This window comes from Cryobacterium sp. TMT2-17-1, from assembly GCF_004402765.1.
Classification (GTDB): Bacteria; Actinomycetota; Actinomycetes; order Actinomycetales; family Microbacteriaceae; genus Cryobacterium; species Cryobacterium sandaracinum.
This window is the reverse complement of sequence record NZ_SOGC01000002.1, coordinates 25,268-45,600: the sequence shown is the minus strand read 5'-3', so window position 1 is coordinate 45,600 and position 20,333 is coordinate 25,268. Positions and strand designations below refer to the sequence as shown.

Annotated in this window: 17 protein-coding genes; 7 read left to right on the top strand and 10 right to left on the bottom strand. The window is 68.6% G+C overall.

Annotation, left to right across the window (positions count from 1 at the left end; all coding sequences use genetic code 11):
• The first annotated feature begins 101 nt into the window (after nucleotides 1-101).
• Nucleotides 102-1,628 (top strand): amino acid permease, encoded by a 1,527-nt coding sequence (locus tag E3O47_RS00205; RefSeq protein ID WP_241986021.1) that lies wholly within the window; start codon nucleotides 102-104, stop codon nucleotides 1,626-1,628.
• Between the two features lie 106 nt (nucleotides 1,629-1,734).
• Nucleotides 1,735-2,154 (top strand): GreA/GreB family elongation factor, encoded by a 420-nt coding sequence (locus E3O47_RS00200; protein ID WP_104100180.1) that lies wholly within the window; start codon nucleotides 1,735-1,737, stop codon nucleotides 2,152-2,154.
• Nucleotides 2,155-2,235: 81 nt separating this feature from the next.
• Here E3O47_RS00200 and E3O47_RS00195 read toward each other — a convergent pair whose 3' ends face one another.
• Complete coding sequence (locus E3O47_RS00195; RefSeq protein WP_104100181.1) at nucleotides 2,236-3,552, bottom strand: MFS transporter; 1,317 nt, start codon at nucleotides 3,550-3,552, stop codon at nucleotides 2,236-2,238.
• A 166-nt stretch (nucleotides 3,553-3,718) separates the two neighbouring features.
• Here E3O47_RS00195 and E3O47_RS00190 point away from each other — a divergent pair, with 166 nt between their 5' ends.
• On the top strand, nucleotides 3,719-4,591 hold the full coding sequence (locus E3O47_RS00190) for a formyltetrahydrofolate deformylase (RefSeq protein WP_134419257.1): 873 nt from the start codon (nucleotides 3,719-3,721) through the stop codon (nucleotides 4,589-4,591).
• A gap of 28 nt (nucleotides 4,592-4,619) precedes the next feature.
• On the top strand, nucleotides 4,620-4,976 hold the full coding sequence (locus E3O47_RS00185; RefSeq protein WP_241986019.1) for a YrdB family protein: 357 nt from the start codon (nucleotides 4,620-4,622) through the stop codon (nucleotides 4,974-4,976).
• On the opposite strand, the gene E3O47_RS16740 is transcribed toward E3O47_RS00185, so the two are convergent.
• From E3O47_RS16740 to E3O47_RS00150, 7 genes are all read right to left on the bottom strand, one after another.
• Entirely contained in the window at nucleotides 4,948-5,496 is a 549-nt protein-coding gene (locus E3O47_RS16740; protein WP_277870362.1) for a hypothetical protein, read from the bottom strand. The two genes, E3O47_RS00185 and E3O47_RS16740, sit on opposite strands and share 29 nt — an antisense overlap.
• 74 nt (nucleotides 5,497-5,570) lie before the next feature.
• Entirely contained in the window at nucleotides 5,571-6,302 is a 732-nt protein-coding gene (locus E3O47_RS16735) for a DUF222 domain-containing protein (protein ID WP_134342223.1), read from the bottom strand.
• A gap of 31 nt (nucleotides 6,303-6,333) precedes the next feature.
• A complete protein-coding gene (locus tag E3O47_RS16730) occupies nucleotides 6,334-7,038 on the bottom strand; it encodes a DUF222 domain-containing protein (protein ID WP_166785287.1) in 705 nt (234 codons plus the stop codon).
• 97 nt (nucleotides 7,039-7,135) lie between these two features.
• On the bottom strand, nucleotides 7,136-8,350 hold the full coding sequence (locus E3O47_RS00165; RefSeq protein WP_241986017.1) for an MFS transporter: 1,215 nt from the start codon (nucleotides 8,348-8,350) through the stop codon (nucleotides 7,136-7,138).
• A 196-nt stretch (nucleotides 8,351-8,546) separates the two neighbouring features.
• Nucleotides 8,547-11,636, bottom strand: coding sequence for a S8 family serine peptidase (locus tag E3O47_RS00160; protein ID WP_241986015.1), 3,090 nt, complete (start codon nucleotides 11,634-11,636; stop codon nucleotides 8,547-8,549).
• Nucleotides 11,637-11,800: 164 nt separating this feature from the next.
• Nucleotides 11,801-13,762: a heavy metal translocating P-type ATPase gene (locus E3O47_RS00155; RefSeq protein ID WP_134419253.1), complete on the bottom strand. Its 1,962-nt coding sequence runs from the start codon at nucleotides 13,760-13,762 to the stop codon at nucleotides 11,801-11,803.
• 166 nt (nucleotides 13,763-13,928) lie between these two features.
• A complete protein-coding gene (locus E3O47_RS00150) occupies nucleotides 13,929-15,143 on the bottom strand; it encodes an NADP-dependent isocitrate dehydrogenase (protein ID WP_104100190.1) in 1,215 nt (404 codons plus the stop codon).
• Nucleotides 15,144-15,320: 177 nt separating this feature from the next.
• Here E3O47_RS00150 and E3O47_RS00145 point away from each other — a divergent pair, with 177 nt between their 5' ends.
• From E3O47_RS00145 to E3O47_RS00135, 3 genes are all read left to right on the top strand, one after another.
• Nucleotides 15,321-15,773 (top strand): GNAT family N-acetyltransferase, encoded by a 453-nt coding sequence (locus tag E3O47_RS00145; RefSeq protein ID WP_104100191.1) that lies wholly within the window; start codon nucleotides 15,321-15,323, stop codon nucleotides 15,771-15,773.
• A gap of 10 nt (nucleotides 15,774-15,783) precedes the next feature.
• On the top strand, nucleotides 15,784-16,104 hold the full coding sequence (locus E3O47_RS00140) for an MGMT family protein (protein WP_134373833.1): 321 nt from the start codon (nucleotides 15,784-15,786) through the stop codon (nucleotides 16,102-16,104).
• Between the two features lie 64 nt (nucleotides 16,105-16,168).
• Nucleotides 16,169-16,615 (top strand): cytoplasmic protein, encoded by a 447-nt coding sequence (locus tag E3O47_RS00135; RefSeq protein WP_198411461.1) that lies wholly within the window; start codon nucleotides 16,169-16,171, stop codon nucleotides 16,613-16,615.
• A gap of 28 nt (nucleotides 16,616-16,643) precedes the next feature.
• On the opposite strand, the gene E3O47_RS00130 is transcribed toward E3O47_RS00135, so the two are convergent.
• Both E3O47_RS00130 and E3O47_RS00125 read right to left on the bottom strand, forming a co-directional pair.
• On the bottom strand, nucleotides 16,644-18,449 hold the full coding sequence (locus tag E3O47_RS00130) for an ABC transporter ATP-binding protein (protein WP_134419252.1): 1,806 nt from the start codon (nucleotides 18,447-18,449) through the stop codon (nucleotides 16,644-16,646).
• Nucleotides 18,446-20,167 (bottom strand): ABC transporter ATP-binding protein, encoded by a 1,722-nt coding sequence (locus tag E3O47_RS00125; protein ID WP_134419306.1) that lies wholly within the window; start codon nucleotides 20,165-20,167, stop codon nucleotides 18,446-18,448. The genes E3O47_RS00130 and E3O47_RS00125 overlap by 4 nt, the downstream gene beginning before the upstream one ends.
• Between the last annotated feature and the right edge of the window lie 166 nt (nucleotides 20,168-20,333).

Here is a 20,333-nt window from a genome sequence, read left to right as displayed (position 1 = left end):
TTGGCCAAAACCGGATCTATCGGAAGAGCCCCATGACGCGTGCAAGCCGGGGACCACAACTCCCCCTTAAACCTGACCATCCCGAGTACCACGGTCGTGGCGTGGAGACGCCGTTCGAGCACATCTCGGACGCCCTCAATGTGCACGAGGATGAGGGGCTGCACAAGGGCCTCAAGGCCCGCCAGGTGCAGATGATCGCCATCGGCGGGGCCATTGGCACCGGCCTGTTCCTCGGGGCAGGCGGACGCCTGGCCATCGCCGGGCCCTCCCTCGTCTTCGTGTACGCGATCTGCGGTTTCTTTGCGTTCCTGATCCTGCGCGCGCTCGGCGAACTCGTGCTGCACCGCCCCTCGTCGGGCTCGTTCGTCTCCTACGCCCGCGAGTTCTTCGGCGAGAAGACGGCGTTCGTCACCGGTTGGCTGTACTGGCTGAACTGGGTGATGACCGCCATCGTCGACGTCACGGCCGTGGCGCTGTACATGAACTTCTTCGCGAAGTACTGGGCACCTTTCGGTGATGTGCCGCAGTGGCTGTACGCGCTCGCCGCCCTCGCCGTCGTGCTCTCCCTGAACCTTCTGTCAGTGAGCGTGTTCGGCGAACTCGAGTTCTGGTTCGCGCTGATCAAGGTGCTCGCCATCGTGGCCTTCCTGCTGGTCGGCACCTGGATGGTCATTTTCGGCACGCCGATCCCCGGCCAGGAGACGGGCTTCAGCCTGATCGGGGACAACGGGGGCTGGCTGCCGAACGGGCTGATCGCATCCGTTCTCGTGGTGCAGGGCGTCATCTTCGCCTACGCCTCGATCGAGCTGGTCGGCACGACCGCCGGGGAGACCCAGAACCCGGAGAAGGTGATGCCGAAGGCGATCAACACCGTCATCATCCGCATCGCCGTCTTCTACGTGGGCTCGATCCTGCTGCTCTCCCTGCTGCTGCCCTACACCGCGTACAAGGCCGGCGAGAGCCCGTTCGTGACGTTCTTCGGCACGATCGGCGTCGGCGGCGTCGACGTGATCATGAACCTGGTTGTGCTCACCGCGGCCCTGTCCTCGCTCAACGCGGGCCTGTACTCGACCGGGCGCATCCTGCGGTCGATGGCGCTGGCGGGATCGGCGCCGCGCTTCGCCGGCAAGGTGAGCCGCACGGGTGTGCCGTTCGGCGGCATCCTGCTCACCGGCGTGGTCACCCTGCTGGGCGTCGCCCTGAACGCCGTCGTGCCCGACAGGGCCTTCGAGATCGTGCTGAACATGGCCGCCATCGGCATCATCAGCGCCTGGGGCATGATCGTGCTCTGCCAGCTGCGCCTGCACGCCTGGTCGAAGCTCGGCATCCTGCGGCGACCGGCGTTCCGGATGTTCGGAGCACCGTATTCGGGGTACGCCAGCCTGGTCTTCCTCGTCGCCGTGCTCGTGCTGATGGCCTTCGACTGGCCGGTCGGCACGCTCACGATCAGCTCGCTCGTGATCATCATCCCGCTGCTGATCGTGGGCTGGTACGCCTGCCGCGGCCGCATTCTCGAGATCGCGAGCGCCCGCGAGGGGTTCACCGGCCAGGTGCCGATCCTTCCCAGCCGCCCGCTGTCGGACCAGCTGCGGGGCGCCGACCGGAAGGACACCGACCGCGAGGAGTAGCCGCCACGCCACCGATCGCCGATTCCCCCATGCGTGGAGCCGGGGCGGCTAGCATGGCCGATTGATCACTGCGCGGCAGATTGCCTCGCGATTTACGGAGAACTCTATGACCACCGAATCGGTGTGGCTGCCACCCCGCTCGCTCGCCCTCCTGATCGAGGAACTCGCTGTGCTGGGCAGCGACCCCACCCCGAACGCGGCCACGTCCGAGCGAATCCGGGAGCTGCGCACGACCCTCCGCCAGGCCGAGGCCTCGGTCAAACCGGACGACGGCCTGGTCGAGCCCGGGATGAGGATCACCGCGATGCTCTCCGGCGACACTCGGGCGACCGTGTTCCTCCTTGGCGAGCGTGAACTTGTCTCCCTCGACCCTGAGGTGAAGGTAGACGTGTACTCCCCCTCATCACCGATCGGCCAGGCCATCATCGGAACCCACGTCGGCGACACCGTCGCGTACACGACGCCGACCAACGTCAGCATTCAGATCGAGATCCTCGCAGCGGTCCCGTACACCGGCGGCCGGTGAACCGACACGATTGAGGGGTGCGGATGCTTCCGCGCCCCGCAATCGTGTCGTCTCAGCCGTTTCAGGTCGACACGCCGCCGGTCAGGCCGCCCGGCGGCGCACGACGACGTCGCTGACGATCACCAGCACGAAGGCCAGCACCAGGATTCCGACGTAGACCAGCGGCACGGCCTGCATTCCGGCCGAGCCGAGCAGCGCGGCGCCGAGAAGGGCGCCACCGCCGATCCCGGCGTTGAACGCGGTCGTGTAGATGGCGCTGGCGGTGTCACGGATGCGGAGCGAGGCCGTACGCAGCAGCCGCGTCTGCAGCAGCGGCGGCAGCATGCCGAAGGCCAGACCCCAGAGCACGAAGGCGGTGATGGCAACCGGCAGCGTCGCCGCGAAGAGGGCCAGCACGGTCACGCTCAGCGCCGACACGGCGATGCCGATGACGAGCCCGAGCTGCGGCCGGGGGCCGAAGACCGTGCCGGAGAGCACCAGGCCGACCGCGCCGGCAATCCCATAGGCGAACAGGAGCGGGGCGACCGCGCCGGAGTCCACGCCCATCTCGTCGATCAGGAATGGGGCGATGTACGTGTAGAACGTGTAATGCCCGACCATGGTCAGGCCGGTGATCACGGAAAGCAGGATCACGGCGCGCATGGTCGGGTCGCGACGCGGTTCAGCGATAGCAGTGGCGGCATGTGCGGCGGCGGCCCCCGCGTTGCCGGCCGCGGTCGGATCGCTTGCCGTGGCATCCGTCACGCGAGCACCATAGTGCGACACCGGCGGCAGGAACCGCCAGACGACGACCGCGCCGATCAGCATGAGGGCGGCGAGGGCCAGGAACGACAGCCGCCAGCCGAGCAGGTGCCCGGCGGCGGTGGCGATGGGCACCCCGAACACGAAGGCAAGCGTGCCGCCCGAGACGGTGATGGCCACGGCACGGCCGATCTGTTCCCGCGGCACGAGGTGCGCGGCGTAGGCGCCGACGACGGCCCAGAACAGGCCATGGGCCATTCCGCCGATGATGCGCCCGCCGACCATGAAGGCGTAGTTGGGGGCGATGGCGGTGAGCACATTGCTGATCGCCAGCACCACGAGCACGAGCACAATCAGGCCGTGCCGCGGCAGGCGGCGGGTGAGGTGGGCGAGCGAGGTGCTCGTGAGCACCACGGTGAACGCGAACCAGGAAACGAGCAGGCCGACCTGTCCCTCGGTGACCCCGAGCGCCCGGCTCATGTCGGGTAGAAGGCCCGTCGGAAGCATCTCGGAGGTGACGGAGAGGAAGACGGCGGCGGCCAGGGCGAGCAGGCCCACCCAGGGGAAGGGTCGGGCGGCGGCCGCGATGCTCTCCGGCGCGTGCGGCGCTTCCGGCGCTTCCAGCGAGGGCAGGTTGATGGGTGCGGTGAATGACATGGCTCTGTGGCTCACAGACGGGAACAGGGGCAGCGCGGGTGTGCCGCGGGCCGGTCCGGATCGACTGCGCGCCGACGTGCGCGCCCGGGGCCGGCGTGCTGCGCCGACCGCTTTCCAGCCTAGCCGACGGGCCGAGTGTGCGGCAGGGGGCCGGTAACCTAGTCCGATGACCTCTTCCCTCGCACCGCACCCGCGCCACCATTGGGTGATCACTCTCGTCTGCGTCGACCAGCCGGGTATCGTGCACGCGGTCAGCGGCGCGATCGTGCGGGCGCGCGGCAACATCACCGAGAGCCAGCAGTTCACCAGCGCCGACACCGGCCGGTTCTTCATGCGGCTGCAGGTGGAATCCGCGGCGAGCCAGGCTGATCTCGAGGACGAGCTCGCCCCGGTCGTGCGCAGATACGCCATGGAATCCGTCATCGACGTCGTCGGGCGTCCCAAGCGCACCCTGATCCTGGCCTCAACCGCCGGAAACTGCGTCAACGACATGCTCTTCCGCCAGCGCGGGGGCCAGCTACCTATCGAGGTTCCGCTGGTGCTGAGCAACCACGGCACGCTGCGCGACCTGGTCGGCTTCTACGGGGTGCCGTTCGAGTCGCGTCCGGTGACGGATGCCGCCGGCAAGGCGGCCTTCGAGGCTCGCGTCGTCGATGCCATCACCGAGTACGACATCGAGCTCGTGGTGCTCGCCCGGTATATGCAGATCCTCTCCCCCGCACTCTGCACGCTGCTGGAAGGCCGCGCCATCAACATCCACCACTCCTTCCTGCCCGGGTTCAAGGGCGCCAACCCCTACAAGCAGGCGCACGCCCGCGGGGTGAAATTGATCGGGGCGACGGCCCACTTCGTCACGGGCGACCTCGACGAGGGTCCGATCATCGAGCAGAACGTCGTGCGGGTGGACCACTCGCGCAGCCCGGCCGAACTCGTCGCCATCGGACAGGACGAGGAGAGCCGCACCCTGACCCAGGCGGTCACCTGGTTCGCCGAGCACCGGGTCCTGCTCGACGGCGCCCGCACCATCATCTTCAGGTAGCCTCCCGCCTCTCGGTAGGATGGGGCGAGTGACCGATACGAGCGCGACGACCAGTACCAGCCCCAACGACATCGTGCGCTTCCTGCTCGAATTGTTCGCGTTCATCAGCCTGGGCATCTGGGGCTTCACCGCGTGGCCGCTGCCGTGGCCGGGCATGCTCATGGGCATCCTGGCCCCTGCCTTCGCCATTGTGCTCTGGGCGCTGTTCCGCTCGCCCAAGGCGGTCTTCCGCCTCGACCCGTTCGGCAAGGCCATCGTCGAGATCAGCGTCTTCGGGGCCGCCGCGCTGGCCTGGTGGGACCTCGGCCTGCCGCTGGTCGCCGTGATCTTCGCCCTGGTGGCCACGGTCAGCGGCGTCACCTCGGGCCGCGCAGAACTGCACTGAGGGCGGCGGCCGCCGCACAGTCAGGCTGCCTTGGCTCGAACGGCGCCGGAAAGACGACGACCACCCGGTTGCTGTTGGGCATGCCGTCGCCGACGTCCGGGCAGGCGCCGATGCCCGAGGCACCATTGACCTCCTGGTCTCCAACCCGCTCGGGCGCTGCCAGTTGCTCCTGGCGCAGTTCGCCGCCCTCCCGCTGGGCACCATCCTGCTTGCCGAGGGGACCGGAGTCTCCATGGTCGTGCTCGGCGCCGTGGCCGAGATGAGGTTCCCGAAGGATAACGTGGCAACCGCGATGCTGCACCGGGAACTGCTCGGGAAGAGTCGGTGCGCTGGCGCTGGCGGCCGCATCGGGCAGAACCGTGCAGAACCGTGCAGAACCGGGTTGAGCCCGGTTGAGCCGGGTTGAGCCGGGTTGAGCCGGGAGGATCCCGGCCCCAAGGTTCCCCTGACGCCGGCCGAGCTTGTCAGACCAGGTGACGAACCCTCCCAAGGTTCCCCCGACGCTGGTCGAGCTTGTCAAGACCGGCGACCGGTCCTCCGGAGGTTCCCGCGACGCTGATCGAGCCTGTCGAGACCAAAAGCCAGACTCCCGCCCTACAGCCCTGTCCTCTTGCTCTGCAACACAATACGCGTCTGCTCCGGGTCGACTTCCGCCGGTGGACGCAGCCAGTACTGGCTTTTGGTGCGGGTTATCTTCCAGTGCTGATTATGCAGCAGCAAATGGTGCGGGTGGCACAGCAGCACTCCGTTGGCGAGGTCGGTGTACCCATTGTCCGTGAGCCACTCACTGATGTGGTGGGCCTCGCTCCAGGCCGGTGATCGGTCGCAGCCGACCCAAAGGCACCCGCCGTCACGCACTGCCATCGCGGCGCGCTGTGCCTCGGTGAAGAGTCGTTCGTCACGGCCGACGTTGATGATCTGACCGTCTTCGTCGAATTTGATGCCACGGGTGCCGGTGTCGCAGAGCAACCGGTCGATGGTGTCCTGCGAGATCGGGACGGGGTTGCCCTCGATCTGCCCGTGCGCGGCGGGTTCGGCCGCCTGATCCGGCCCGGCCTGCCCGGTCTGCCCGGCCTGCACAGTCTGCCCCGTCTTGAGCGCCTTTTCGGTCACGATCACGCGCACCGAGGGGCGTCGTCCGCCGAACACGCGGCCGGGGTCGGCCTCGCCGGCGATCGTGAGCAGCTGCACGAGCGAGTCCGCGTTGATCTGCTCGTTGCTGCGCGGGTCGTCCTGCATCTTCTCGGCCCAGGCGGCCCGCTCCTTATCGACGAATCGCACCCCGCCGCGGCGCGGGCCGGTGATGGAGTCAAAGGTCGAAAGCACGACTTCCCGTCTTCGGGGGCGAAGAGGCCGCTCAGGCGCACGTTCCCGTGCTGAGCCGGTAGACCTTCAGGTAGCGGTCGTCGTGGGCCTGCTTCTCCCGGGCGGCGATGCCGGCCTCGTCAAGGTGGTCACGCATCCGTCTTGCGCGTTTGAAGACATCGTCGGCGTTCAACGTTGACACCTCGGCCAGCAGGGACTCCAGCGCCGCTCCGAGCTTCTCGGCGGTGACGGCGGCGTCGATCTGGCCGAGGCCGGCGCGGATCGACTCGGCCGCGTCGACCGAGAGCGTGCCGGCGGTGACGGCCCGGGCGATCGGCGCGTGCCACGGCACCTTCGCGACGAATTCGGCAACCTCGGCGGCATCCGTGTCGGGCGACGAGAGCGCCTCCTTGACCAGCTTCTCGGCCGCCTCGGTGTCGGCCATCATCGTGCCGACTGCGACCAGTTTGTAGGCGTCACCCTTGGACGAGCCTGTCCAGTTCTGGATCAGGGCTTCCGGGGACAAGTACCCCTGCTGCGCCGCCAACCCCGAATGGCCGAGCTCCGGCCGCGAACGGTCAGCAATGGTTGCGGCCATCAACGCGGCATAGGTGTCGAGCAGACGGCGGGCGCATGCGATTCGCTTCTGGCCGGCCAGCGCCCCGGCGTCGGGAAGGGCTGCGAGGTCGGCGCGCGAGGAACGCAACAGCGCGACGGCGTCGGCCGCCTGCCTGAGGTCTTCTGCGAGGTTCGTCATGTTACGAGGATACCTCGTTGCGCACATGAAGTCGAGTCTCTGTCACTATTTATTGGTGACAGTTTCGTAGCTGTATTCGACCTCTCTCGGGGCGGGACTACGCCGGGCGGGCCTGCCGCGGCATCCGCAGCGCGTAGACAGAGGTCGCGAAGAACAGCAAGGCGCCGACGCCGAAGGCTACCGGATAGGAGGCGCTGTCAACGAGAAACCCGGCCGCGAGCGGGCCGACGATGGCACCCAGGTCGGAGAACATCGAGAAGACCGACACGGGTCGACCGCCACCGGCGCCGGCCGCGTCGCCGACGGATGCGGCCGGGGCGGTGCCCATGAACGCCGAGGCCACGCCGTAGAGGCAAAGCAGGGCCGTGAGCACGATGATGTTCGGCGCGAACGGGACCGCGAGGATGGTGAGCCCGGCAACCAGGAACGCTCCGATGATGGCCGGGCGACGGCCCACAGTGTCGACGAACCGCGCGGCCGGCGCGAGTGCCACCGTCTGGGCGACGGCCGCGAAGGCGAAGGCGATGCCGGTCCAGGCGGTCGGACCCCGCAGCACCTCGACGACCAGCACGGGGATCAGGGCGTTGCGCACGCCGAACGAGTTCCAGCCGGTGGAGAAGTTGGCGATGCACGCCGCGCGGAACCGGGTGTCCCGCAGCACCGTTCGGAACGGGATGCGCTCGGGCGCCGGGCCGGCCGCGGCGACCCCACCCCGCACCGGGCGCAGCAGCACGAGCCCGAGGATGCCGGCAACGGCGAGCGTCGCGGCGTAGAAGAAGAACGGCGCGGTGAGCGAGATCGTGGCGAGGAGCCCGCCGAGCGCGGGGCCGGCCATCCCGCCGAGCAGGAACCCACCCTGGTAGAACCCGATGGCCCTGGCCCGGAATCCCGGTGCCGTGGAGCCGAGCAGGAGAGTCATGGCCGCCACCGTGAACAGGGCCGAACCGACGCCGCCGGCTCCGCGCAGGAGCAGCAGCTGCGGATAGTTCTGGGCCACGCCGACCAGCCCGCTGGAAACGGCGACGATCCCGATGCCGGAGGCCAGGATCACGCGTTCGCCGGCCCAGTCGATCAGGCGCCCGGTGAACGGGCTGGAGACGAAGCGCATCAGCGCGAACGCGGAGACGACGGCGCCGATTTCCAGGTAGCCGACCCCGAAGCTGCGCACGTAGACGGGCAGCACCGGCACGACGACGCCGAAGCCCACCATCACGAAGAACGCGATCACGCCGAGCACGTAGACCTCTCGGGACAGCCGCGGCCGGCTCACGCCGAGGTTCTCGCCGCCTCGGCGCATTCGTGCGAATCGCATTACCTCAGGGTAAGCCGTCGCTCGGTATCCGTCCGCCGCCCGCCCAGAACCGAACCCTGACGAATTCGACGGAGATTTTGCCCAAAACGGGTTCGAAACAGCTCCCAAGCGGCCTCGTGTCGCAAAATCTCCGTCGAATTGGTTCGACGCCGGACGCAGCGGGCGAGTCCGACCTCGCTGACGAACCTGGCGGCCGCTAGTTCTCCACCGCCACGACCGTCGAGAAGCCAGTGTCGCCGTAGCGCACCAGCCCGAGGTAATCCGTGCCCGCGGCCAGACCACTCCACGAGGCCGTGTAGGTCGCTTCAACGCCCTGCACTCCCGGGAGAGGGTTCGGGGCAACGGTGAACGCTCCGGCGCCGGCACCCGGTGCGACCGTGAAGGTGGTCAGGTCGTACCGGTCGGTGCCACTGAAGACCGACGCGACAACCTGGTAGTACCCGGCCGTCGGGTTCAGCAGGTCGACGTGTTCGTCCGTCGCCGCCGTGGCCGACTGCCAGCCTTCGATCGGCGTGCCGCCCTTGCCGCTCAATCGGTTGACCACCAGGTCAAGGTCGGCAGCGTCGGTTAGTGAATCAAGGTCGAAGCGCTGCAACACCGTTCCCGCCGGAACCTGCACGGTGAAGACGATCTCCGTTCCGGGGAGCCCCGTTCCGGTGTAGGCCTTGCCCGGGCCGCCCTTCTTCTCTCTGAGCAGCACGCCGGCCGCGAGGCCGTCGGTCGCCAGGGGGATGTCGGCGGTCGTGCCGGGCGTCACGCGGATGCCGACGGAGCCGGCCAGACCGGTTCCGTCGGCGGTGATCGGCGACTCGAGGGTGACGGGCTTGACCGCCACCGGGCTGTGCACGACGGTCGCGCCGCTGGTCCAGCTGAGCGAGCCGGTCGCGAACGTGTCGACGGGCGCATCCGTTCGGGAGAACGTCGCCGTGTAGGACTGAGTCTCCCCTGCCGCGCCGAAGGTCAGCGTGGATGGCTCGATCGTCACGTCGATGCCGGCGAGGCCGGACACAGAGGCGTCGAAGGTGCCCGCCTGGGTCGACGTCACCGTGCGGGTGATCGTCTCCGGCCGGGTGAGCGAACCGATGCCGATCGAGGCCAGGTTGAGGTTCGACGGGTCGACCGCGGTGACGGCGTCCAGGCCGCCCCCGGTGTAGCCGGCGCCCTTGATGTAGGACATCCAGTCGCTCTCCCCGTTCAGGTAGACGAGTCCCGGTCTGAAGAACTTCGTCGGGTCGATGTGGCCGGCGCCCTGCAGAAACGGGTCGGTCACGGCAGCGCCGGAGCCGGTGACCGTGTTGTAGGCGGTGGTCATGAAGGCCGATTTCACCTCGGCCGGGCTCGCGCTCGGCGTCTGGCCCAGGTAGAGGGCGGCAAGGCCCGCCACGTGCGGCGACGACATCGACGTTCCGGACAGGAACTGGTACGTGCCTGCCGCGCCCGCAGCGTTGGCACCGCCGGCGAGAATCGCAACCCCGGGCGCCGAGACGTCCGGCTTGATGATGTCACTGCCGTCGGCAAGTATCGGTCCGCGCGAGGAGAACCCGGCGACCTGCGGGGCGGGCGGAGTGGTCCCGAGCGCATTGCCCGGCGTGAGTGTCACGGTCGCCCCGGTGGTGCCTGCGTAGGCGAAGGCCGTGGCGAACGCTTCGGCGTTGAGGTGCACCGTCGGCACCGCGTGCTGGTCGAGGTCGAGCGAGCTGGCCGTCTTGTTCACCAGCACCATGCCGATACCCCCGGCACGCTTCACCTCGACGGACTTGGCGACCCGGTCATAGACGCCGCGCTGACAGAACACGATCGTGCCGGTCACCTTGGCCGGGTCGAGCGAGTTCGGCCCGCAGAGCAAGGGGTCTGTTCCGCGCCGGGCGGCGACGAGGTCACCGCGCACCAGCGCACCGGTCACGCCGACGGCAGGGACCGTGATCGAGCCGCCGCCATAGGCAGGGCCGCTGCCGAGGGTGGCGGTGGCCTCGTAGCTCGGAATGGTGCTGGCCGCCACGGTGGTGATCCACGGCGACGCGTTATCGAGCGTGGAGGCGTCGGGACCGGCGTTACCGGCCGACGCCGCCACGAAGATGCCGGCGGATGCCGCGCCCAGGAAGGCGACGTCGGTGGCGGAGACCGTGGTCTGGGCCGCACCGCCGCCGATCGAGAAGTTGATCACGTCGACACCGTCGGCCGTGGCCTGGTCGATCGCCGAGAGGAGGTCGCTGGTGGCGCATCCGTCGTCGTCCTGGCTGACCGGGTCGGGGCCGGACCAGCAGACCTTGTACGCGGCGATCTTCGCCGCGGGCGCAACGCCCGAGATGGTGCCGAAGTCGATGCCACCGACCGACGCGGCGACGGCGTGGTTGCCGGCTGCGGTGCCGCCGGTGTGTGAGCCGTGGCCGTCGCCGTCGCGCGGCGAAAGGTACTCGCCGACGCTTTCGGCACCGATCCGGGAGGCGCCGAACCCGTCGACGTAGTACCGGGCACCGACGATTTTGGTGCTGCAGTCGTCTGCGGTGAACTGCACACCCACGACGCAGGCGCCGGTGAAGGTGCCGCCGTCGGACTTGCCGAAGCGGATGCCGCCGTCGGCCGTGCGAAACGGAGCGTCGCCGAGATCGGTGCCGAGGGGGTCGCCGGCGAAGGACCCGTTCTCCGGGGCGATGCCGGTGTCGATGATACCGACGACGACGCCGGCGCCGGCCGCGTCAACGCCGCCGACCGCGTCCCAGACCCCGCCGACGCCGGCGGCGTCACCGAGCCCGAGGAAGTCGGTCGAGGACTGCGCCGTGACCCGGCGGATCGCGTCCTTCTCGACGGCGAGAACCTCTCGGTTCGCGGAGAGCGCGGCGGCCTGGACCGCGGTGAGTTCGGCGGCGAATCCGTTGAGTGCGGTCGTGTAGGAGACGCTGACGCTTACCCCGACGGCCGCGGCGACCCTTCTCTGCTCGGTTGCGAGGTGCGCGGCGTAAGCGGTCGCGTTCTTCGAGCTCGCGTCTAGCTGCCGGCCCGGGGCCGGCTTGGTGGCGTCGAAACCGGCGACGCCGCCGGAGTAGGCGGCGACCGCGCTGGCGGCCAGCGTGACGACGTAGCGGCCGGCCTCGAAGGCGGTGGCCGGTTTTTCAATGGCCAACCGCGGAGCTTGCTGCGGTGCGGCGCCGGCTGCGACGGTGCCGCCGACGAGGGCCGCGGTAGCCACCAGCCCGACGGTCAGGGCCACCGCGGTGGCCCTGCACAGTGCGCGCGGCGGCCGGGGGTCGAGGTCCCAGGGTGAGAAATGCCGATTTCGTGAGTTCACGTGCATCATCCAATCCGTTCAACGACGAAAGGTTGACCCCCAACGGAGGCACATGAACTTGAAGCTAGCTGAATTCGACCTCAGACTGTGCAACTTGCACGCGTTGACACCTAAACTGGGGGCATCCAGCACAGTAGGGTGACGCGACTCAGCGACTCAGCGACTCAGCGACTCAGCGCGCCGGCCGCCGCCGGCTTGCGAGCGGCGATCTGGGCCTGCACCGAGGCGTCCCGGCGGCCGCCGATCGCCCGCAACGCGTTCAGGATCGTGGCCAGGTCGACGAATTCCTGCAATAGTGCTCCCGCGGTGGCGGGAATGAAGCCGAACGCGGCCAGGACCATCAGGCCGAGGCTCAGAGCGATGCCGAGCCAGATGCTCTGCAGCGCGATCCGGATGGTGTCCTGGCCGATCGCGACCGCGCGGGCCGCGCGGGTCAGGTCGTCGATCAGGATGACGACGTCGGCCGATTCGCTCGCGGCCGTGGCCCCGCGGGCTCCCATGGCGATACCGACGTCGGCGACGGCCAGCACGGGTGCGTCGTTCACCCCGTCGCCGACCATGATCACCGGGCGGTGGGCCAGGCCACGCACGGCGTTGACCTTGTCGGCGGGCAGGCAGTCCGCCTGCACCTGCTCGATCCCCACCAGCGCCGCGATGTGCTCGGCGGTGGGCCGAGCGTCGCCGGTGAGCATCACGGTGTCCCGCAGGCCGAGCGCCCGCAGATCCGCCAGAGTCTGCGGTGCGTTCTCCCGCAGCGTGTCACTGGCGACGATGCTGCCGGCGAAGCGCCCGTCGACGGCGATGTAGATGGCCAGTTCGCCGCCCTCGATCGGGGCGGCCACGGCATCCGTCGCCCGTTCCCGGATGAACGACAGCTTGCCCACGGTGACCTCGCGGGCGCCCAGCCGGGCCACGACGCCGTGCGCGGGAACCTCGTTCGCGGTCTCCGACCCGATCAGCTCCAGCCCGCGGGTCCGGGCCGCCGCGATCACGGATGCCGCGAGCACGTGCGACGAGTACTGCTCCGCGGACGCGGCGAGTACGAGCAACTCGTCCTCGTCGAAGCCGGGCTCGGGAAGCACGCGGGCGATGGTGGGGCTGCCGTGGGTGAGCGTGCCGGTCTTGTCGAAGACCACGGTTTTTGCCCGAGAGAGCATTTCGAGCACCCCACCGCCCTTGACGATGATGCCGTTGCGGGCGGCCCGGCTCATGCCGCCCATGAAGGCGACCGGTGCGGAGATCAGGAGTGGGCAGGGGGTCGCCACCACCAGCACCTCGGCAAACCGGGCCGGGTCGCCGCTGACGATCCAGGCCAGGACGGCGATCGAGAGCGAGACCGCAGTGAACGGCACGGCGTAGCGGTCCGCCAGGCGCACCACGGGGGCCTTGCTGGCCGATGCCTCTTCGACCAGCGCGATGATCTGCTGGTACTGGCTGTCCGCGGCGGTCGCGGTGGCTCGGATGGTGGCGGCAGCCTGGCCGTTGATCGACCCGCTGAGCACGGCGTCGCCGGCTTCGCGCTCGACCGGGAGGCTCTCCCCGGTGAGCGAGGACTCGTCGAAGACTGCGCTGACTGAGACCAGAGCGCCGTCGACCGGCACGATCTCGGCAGGGCGAACGAGAAGCAGGTCGCCCGGCCGCACGTCGGTGGCCGGCACGTCCTCGACCTCGCCGTTTCCCGTGTCGGTATCGGTATCGGTATCGGTATCGGTGCCGGTGTCGGTATCGGTGCCGGTGCCGGCGCCGGCGCCGAGCCGGTGCGCGATCTGCGGGGCCCGCCGGAGCAGGGCGTCGAGCTCGCGCTTGGCCCGGTTCACGGCGAAGTCTTCGAGGGCCGCGCCTCCGGTGAGCATCAGCACGATGATCAGGGTGGCCACGTATTCGCCCACCAGCACCGTGGCGACGATGGCCGTGATCGCGAGCACGTCGACACCGAGGGTGCCGCCCAGCAGCCGTCGTACCATGCCGATCGTTTCGTAACCGGCGACCAGCAGGCCGAATCCACTGAACAGCCAGCGCACGGCATCCGTCTGACCGCCCAGGGCGAGCACCGCGCCGATGAGCCCGAGCAGCACGGTCGTGGCGACGAGCGGGTAACGACGAACGGCGGCGACCAGAGACGACATGGTCATATTCTTGCCTCACTCGCCGGCCACCGCCAGCAAGGAAAGCCTCCCCTCAGGGCCGGGAAAACCCGGAAAAACGCCTAAAAAAGGGCGGCAGCCTCACCCCGGGGGGGGGNCGGGGGGGGGGGGGGGGGGGGGGGTGAGACTGCCGCCCTGTCGCTGCGGGTTAGGCCATGCGGGCCTGGAGGTTCTCCGCGATGGCCGCGAGGAACTCCTCGGTCGTCTGGAAGGCCTGCTCCGGGCCCACGAGAAGCGCGAGGTCCTTGGTCATCTTGCCGCTCTCGACGGTCTTGATGACCACGTCTTCGAGCGTGTTGGCGAACTCGGCGAGCGCCGGGTTCCCGTCAAGCTTGGCGCGGTGCGCGAGGCCGCGGGTCCAGGCATAGATCGAGGCGATCGGGTTGGTCGAGGTGGCCTTGCCCTGCTGGTGCTGGCGGTAGTGGCGCGTCACGGTGCCGTGCGCGGCCTCGGCCTCGACGACCTTGCCGTCAGGCGTGGAGAGCACGCTGGTCATCAGGCCGAGCGAGCCGAAGCCCTGCGCGACGGTGTCCGACTGCACGTCGCCGTCGTAGTTCTTGCAGGCCCAGACGTAACCGCCCTCCCACTTCATGGCAGAGGCGACCATGTCGTCGATCAGGCGGTGCTCGTAGCTGAGGCCGGCCGCGTCGTAGCGGGCCTTGAACTCGGCGTCGAAGATTTCCTGGAAGATGTCCTTGAAGCGGCCGTCATAAGCCTTGAGGATCGTGTTCTTCGTCGACAGGTAGACCGGGTACTTGCGCTCGAGGCCGTAGTTCAACGACGCGCGGGCGAAGTCGCGGATGGAGTCGTCGAGGTTGTACATCCCCATCGCGACGCCGCTGCCGGGGGCCTGGAATACCTCGAACTCTTGCGGGGCCGAGCCGTCCTTCGGGGTGAAGGTCATGCTGAGCGTGCCCTCGCCCTCGAAGCGGAAGTTGGTGGCCTTGTACTGGTCGCCGAACGCGTGGCGGCCGATGATGATCGGCTTATTCCAGCCCGGCACGAGGCGCGGGATGTTCGAGATGATGATGGGTTCGCGGAAGATGGTGCCGCCGAGGATGTTGCGGATGGTGCCGTTGGGCGACGCCCACATCTTCTTCAGGCCGAATTCCTCGACGCGCGCCTCGTCGGGCGTGATGGTCGCGCACTTGACGCCGACGCCGTGCTTCTGGATGGCGCGGGCCGAGTCGATCGTGATCTGGTCGTCGGTCTCGTCGCGCTTTTGGATCGACAGGTCGTAATACTCGAGGTCGATGTCGAGGTACGGGTGGATCAAGGTCTCCTTGATCGCGTGCCAGATGATGCGGGTCATCTCGTCCCCGTCGAGCTCGACGACAGTGCCTTCAACCTTGATCTTCGCCAATGGAAATCTCCTCAGAATATCGGGGGGGGCAAGAATAGCCACACCGATTCTAGTGGAGCGACGTAACTATCTTGACATCGAGACAGTTTCCGGATCTTCCGGATGGGGCCACCCCCCACGCCCTGTCGTCCGAAAACCCGACTACCGGCCGGCTCCGGTGCACGTTAGCCTGTTCGCATGGGTGAACTACGACTGGAAGAACTGTCCGCGCGCAACATCGTCGCGGCGAACAGCCTGAGCCTGAAACCGGGTCAGGAGCAGTTCATCGCCCCCGTCTCCTACGCGGTCGCGGCGTCCGTCATCAACCCTGCTACCGCCTGGCAGCGCGTCGTTCTGCTGGACGGCGAGGTTGCCGGCTTCATTCACGGAAACTTTGACCCCGACTCACCGCACGAAGAATTCCGTGCCTGCATCTGGCGCATCAACGTGGACGCGGAGGCCCAGGGCAAGGGTGTCGGCAAGTTCGCCGCAGACGCACTCGCCGCCGAGGCCCGCAAGCGCGGCTTCGACCACATCACCGTGATCTGGGAACCCGGCGAAGAGGGGCCGGAGTCGTTCTTCCACCGCCTGGGCTTCAGCGACATCGGCCAAACCGTCTACGGCGAGATTATCGGCGCATTGCAGCTCTGACTCGCAGCCGATGACGGATGCCGGCACCCGGGAACCTGCCTTCGTCACGCACGTTCTCGGAATCGTGGAGTCGATCCCGGCCGGTCGCGTGATGACCTACGGTGATGTCGCGGCCGTGCTCGGCTCCCGTGGAGCCCGCCTGGTCGGGCAGATCATGGCGCGCCACGGCGCCGCGCTGCCCTGGTGGCGTGTGATCCGGGCCGGCGGACGCCCGCCGATCGGGCACGAGGAGCGCGCGCTCCCCCACTACACCGCGGAGGGCACCCCGTTGAAGGCCGGGGCATACGGCTACCGCATCGATTACGCGGCGGCGCGCTGGAGCCCCGCATAGCGATCACCGCCCGGGGTTGCCCGCAATGCTTGGTTCGAGGCTGCGCCGGATGCTACCGTTTTTCATGGACAGCGAAAGCACAGCCGCACACACCGCCCTCGATCCCGTCGTCACCGACCCGGGCGCCTACCGAGTACTGCTTGAGAACGACCGCGTTCGCGTGCTCGAGTTCCTCGACGCTCCCGGCGATGAGACCAATCCCCACGAGCATCCCGACAGCGTCATGATCACGCTCAGCGCCTACGCCCGGCGCCTGTCGTCGGAAGGCCGCGAAATCGACGTCGAGCTGCCCGCCGGCGAGACCCGCTGGCTGCCGGCCCAGGAGCACGCCGGCGTGAACATCGGCCGCACGCCGACGCACGCGATCTTCGTCGAACTCAAGGAATCGCCCGCGATCCCGCGGGATCCCAGCTACCACCCGCTCGGACCGGTCGCCTCCAACCGCCCCCTGACGGGCACGCCGCTCTCCGACGACTCGAGCGACGAGGAGAAGGCCTGGGGGTTCGCCTAACCGCTCGCGCCGCGAGTCGCGTCGCCGATCACACCAGCGAGTCGCGCCAGGCGGCGTGCAGCTGCGCGAACCGGCCGGTGCCGGCGATCAAGTGGTCGGGCGTGCCGTCCTCCACGATGCGCCCGTGCTCCATCACGAGCACCCGGTCGGCGATCGCCACAGTCGATAGGCGATGCGCGATGATCACGGCGGTGCGTCCCCCGAGCAGTGTCTGCAGCGCCTGCTGCACGAGGCGTTCACTCGGGATGTCCAGACTCGAGGTGGCCTCGTCGAGGATGAGCACCGCCGGGTCGGCCAGGAACGCCCGAGCGAACGAGATCAGCTGCCTCTGCCCGGCGGAGACGCGCCCGCCGCGCTTGTTCACGTCGGTGTCGTACCCGTTCGGCAGCCCCGCGATGAAGTCGTGCGCGCCGACCGCTCGGGCCGCCGCCACGATCTCGGCGGGCGACGCATCCGGTTTGCCGATCGAAATGTTGTCGGCGACCGAACCGCTGAACAGGTAGGCCTCCTGGGTGACCATGACGATCGCTCGGCGCAGGTCCTTGGGGTGCAGGTCGCGCAGGTCGACGCCGTCGAGGGTCACCTGACCCATCGACGGGTCGTAGAAACGCGCCATCAGCTTGGCCAGGGTGGACTTGCCGGCCCCGGTCGACCCAACCAGGGCGATGGTCTGCCCGGCCGGGATCGTCAGGTCGAACTGCGGCAGGATGACCCGGTCGCTCTGGTATTCGAATTGCACGTTCTCGAACGAGACCGCACCCTTTGCCGCCCAGAGGTCGACCGGCGTCACCGGGTCCGGCACTCCGGGATGCTCCTCGAGCACCCCGGAGATCTTCTCCAGCGCCGCGGCGGCCGACTGGTAGGAGTTGTAGAACATCGCCATCTCCTCCATCGGGTCGAAGAACCGGCGGGTGTAGAGCAGGGCCGCGAGCAGCGCGCCGATATAGAGCTGGCCGTCGACGACGCGGAACCCGCCGACCAGGAGAACGACCGCGACGGCCACGTTCCCGATCAACACGAGACCCGGATCGAAGATGCCGAACAGCTGGATGACCCGCTCATTCACCTTGCGGTAGTCCTCGACCAGTTCGCCGAACACCTTCTCGTTGCGTTTCTCCGCCCGGAAGGCTTTGACCGCACGGATGCCGGTCATGGTCTCCACGAACTGCACGATCAGGCTCGCCGACGCCGTTCTCGACCGGCGGAAGAGCGTTTGCGAGCGCACCTGGAACCAGCGGGTGAGCAGCGCCAACGGCACGATCGACGCGAGCAGGACAAGCCCGCTCGTACCGTCGAGCAGGAACAGGGCGATCGCCGTGAACACCATGTACAGCAGCCCCTGCACGAGCTGGTTGATGCCCGAATCCAGCAGTTCCCGGATGGCGTCGAGGTCGCTGGTCTGCCGGGAGATGATGCGCCCCGAGGTGTACGACTCGTGGAATTCGAGGCTCAGCCGCTGCGTGTGCAGGAAGACCCTCTTGCGCAGGTCGATCAGCACGGCCTGGCTGATCCGCGCCGACATGATCGTGTACCAGGCGATCAGGATGGCCCCGACCACACCCGTGGCGAGGTAGACCACCCCCGTGGCGGCCAGCGGCACCCAGTCCTGCTCCATCAGCGCGGGCAGACCGCGGTCGATCCCGAACGCGATCAGGGCCGGGCCGGCCACCTGCGCGGCCGTGGACACGACCACGATCAGCATTGCCGCGAGGACCGAAAAGCGCACCGGGTGCAGCAGCGACCCGAGCAGGCGCAGCGACCGGCCCCGGATCTGCTTGCTCTCCGCGGCGGTGAAGTTGCTGCGGTCTTCGCCCTCGACACCGGTGACGGTCATCGCGCCGCCTCCTCTCGTGCGGACTCTCGTCGTTCTTCGTCTTCCAGGCTCGAGATGACGAACTTGTAGTGTTCGCTCTCGCGGAGTAGATCGGAGTGCCGTCCGATCGCGGTGACACGCCCGTTCTGGAGCAGCGCCACCCGGTCGGCGAGCATCACGGTGGACGGCCGGTGCGCCACGATCAGCGCCGTGGTCGCGGAGAGCACCTCGCGCAGCGCGGCTTCGACAAGGGACTCGGTGTTCACGTCGAGCGCCGACAACGGGTCGTCGAGCACGAGCACGGCGGGTTTCGCCGCCACCGCCCGCGCGAGCGCGATCCGCTGCCGCTGGCCGCCGGAGAGGCTCATCCCTTCCTCTCCGACGAGCGTGTCCACGCCCTCCGGGAGGTCGTGGGCGAAGCCGGCCTGGGCGACCATGAGCGCCTCCTCGAGTGCGGCATCCGCTTCGGGCGAGCGCTCGGCCCACTCCGGACGGCCGAGCAGCACGTTGTCGCGCACGGATGCCGAGAACAGCGTCGCATCCTCGAACGCCATCGACAGGTGGCGACGCAGTTCCTCGCGGCCGAGGGAGCGCACGTCGACCCCGTCGAGGGTCACCGCCCCCTCCGTCACGTCGTAGAGGCGGGTGGTGAGCGCCGTCAGGGTGGACTTGCCGGAGCCGGTCAGACCAACGAGCGCCATGGTCTCCCCCGGTTCGAGCACCAGGTCCACGCCGTCGAGCAGGTCCGGGAAGCGGCTCGGCGAGTCGGGGTAGCGGAAGTGCACGTTCTCGAACGCGAGGCGGCCGCGGGGCCGGTCGACGGTGACGGGATGCTCGGGGTCGGTGATGGCGTTCGGCGCGTCGAGCACGTCGAAGAACCGGTCGGTCGCGGTGCGGGCATCGAAGGTCATCGACAGCAGGAACCCGACCGACTCGATCGGCCAGCGCAGCACGGTGGCCGTGGCGAAGAAGGCCACGAGCCCGCCCACGCTGAACTCGCCCTGGCTGGCCAGCCAGACACCGGCGACGAGGCAGAGGGCGAAGGCCACATCCGGGATCATCAGCAGCCACAGCCAGATGCCGGCGATGGCGCGCGCCTTCTCAATCTCGGTGCCGCGCAGGCTCTCGGCCTGGTCGGAGAAATTCTTCAACGCGAACTTGCCGCGCCCGAAGGCCTTGAGCACCCGGATGCCGTGCACCGACTCCTCGACGGCCGTCGCGAGGTCGCCGGCCTGGTCCTGGCTGCGCCGCGCAACGACGGAGTATTTCTCCTCGAACAGGTAGCCGACGATCCACAGCGGCACGGAGCAGACGAGGAAGATGAGGCCGAGGATCCAGTTCATCGACACCAGGATGGCGGCGCCGATCACAACGGTGACGACGTTCACGATGAGCAGCACGAGGCCGAACGAGATCCAGCGGCGGATCAGGTTGAGGTCGCTGACGGCGCGGGAGAGCAGTTGGCCGCTCGGCCACTTGTCGTGGAATGTGACCGGGAGGTCCTGCAGCCGGGCGTAGAGCGCGTTGCGCATCCGCGCCTCGATGTGGGTGCCGGGGCCGAGAACGAACCAGCGGCGCAGTGCGATCAGCACCGCCTCGATCACGCCGAGGGCGAGTACCACGATGACGGCCGGCCAGATCTGGGCGGCGTCCTGCTGAGTCAGGGCACCGTCGACGAGGCGCTGCAGCACCTGCGGGATGGTGAGCGCCACAAGCGCCGCCAGCAGGGCGGCGAGCATGCCGAGGGCCAGCCGCGGCAGGGCCGGCCGGGCGAAGGGGTAGAGGCGCAGCAGCACCTGGAGGGTGTTCCTCCGGGGCAGGGCAACGGGGTCGGTTCCCGCTGCGGGGTCGGGGTCGGGCGGATGGCTGTGGTCGGTGAGCGTGGTCACGAGTGAGTCCTGAACG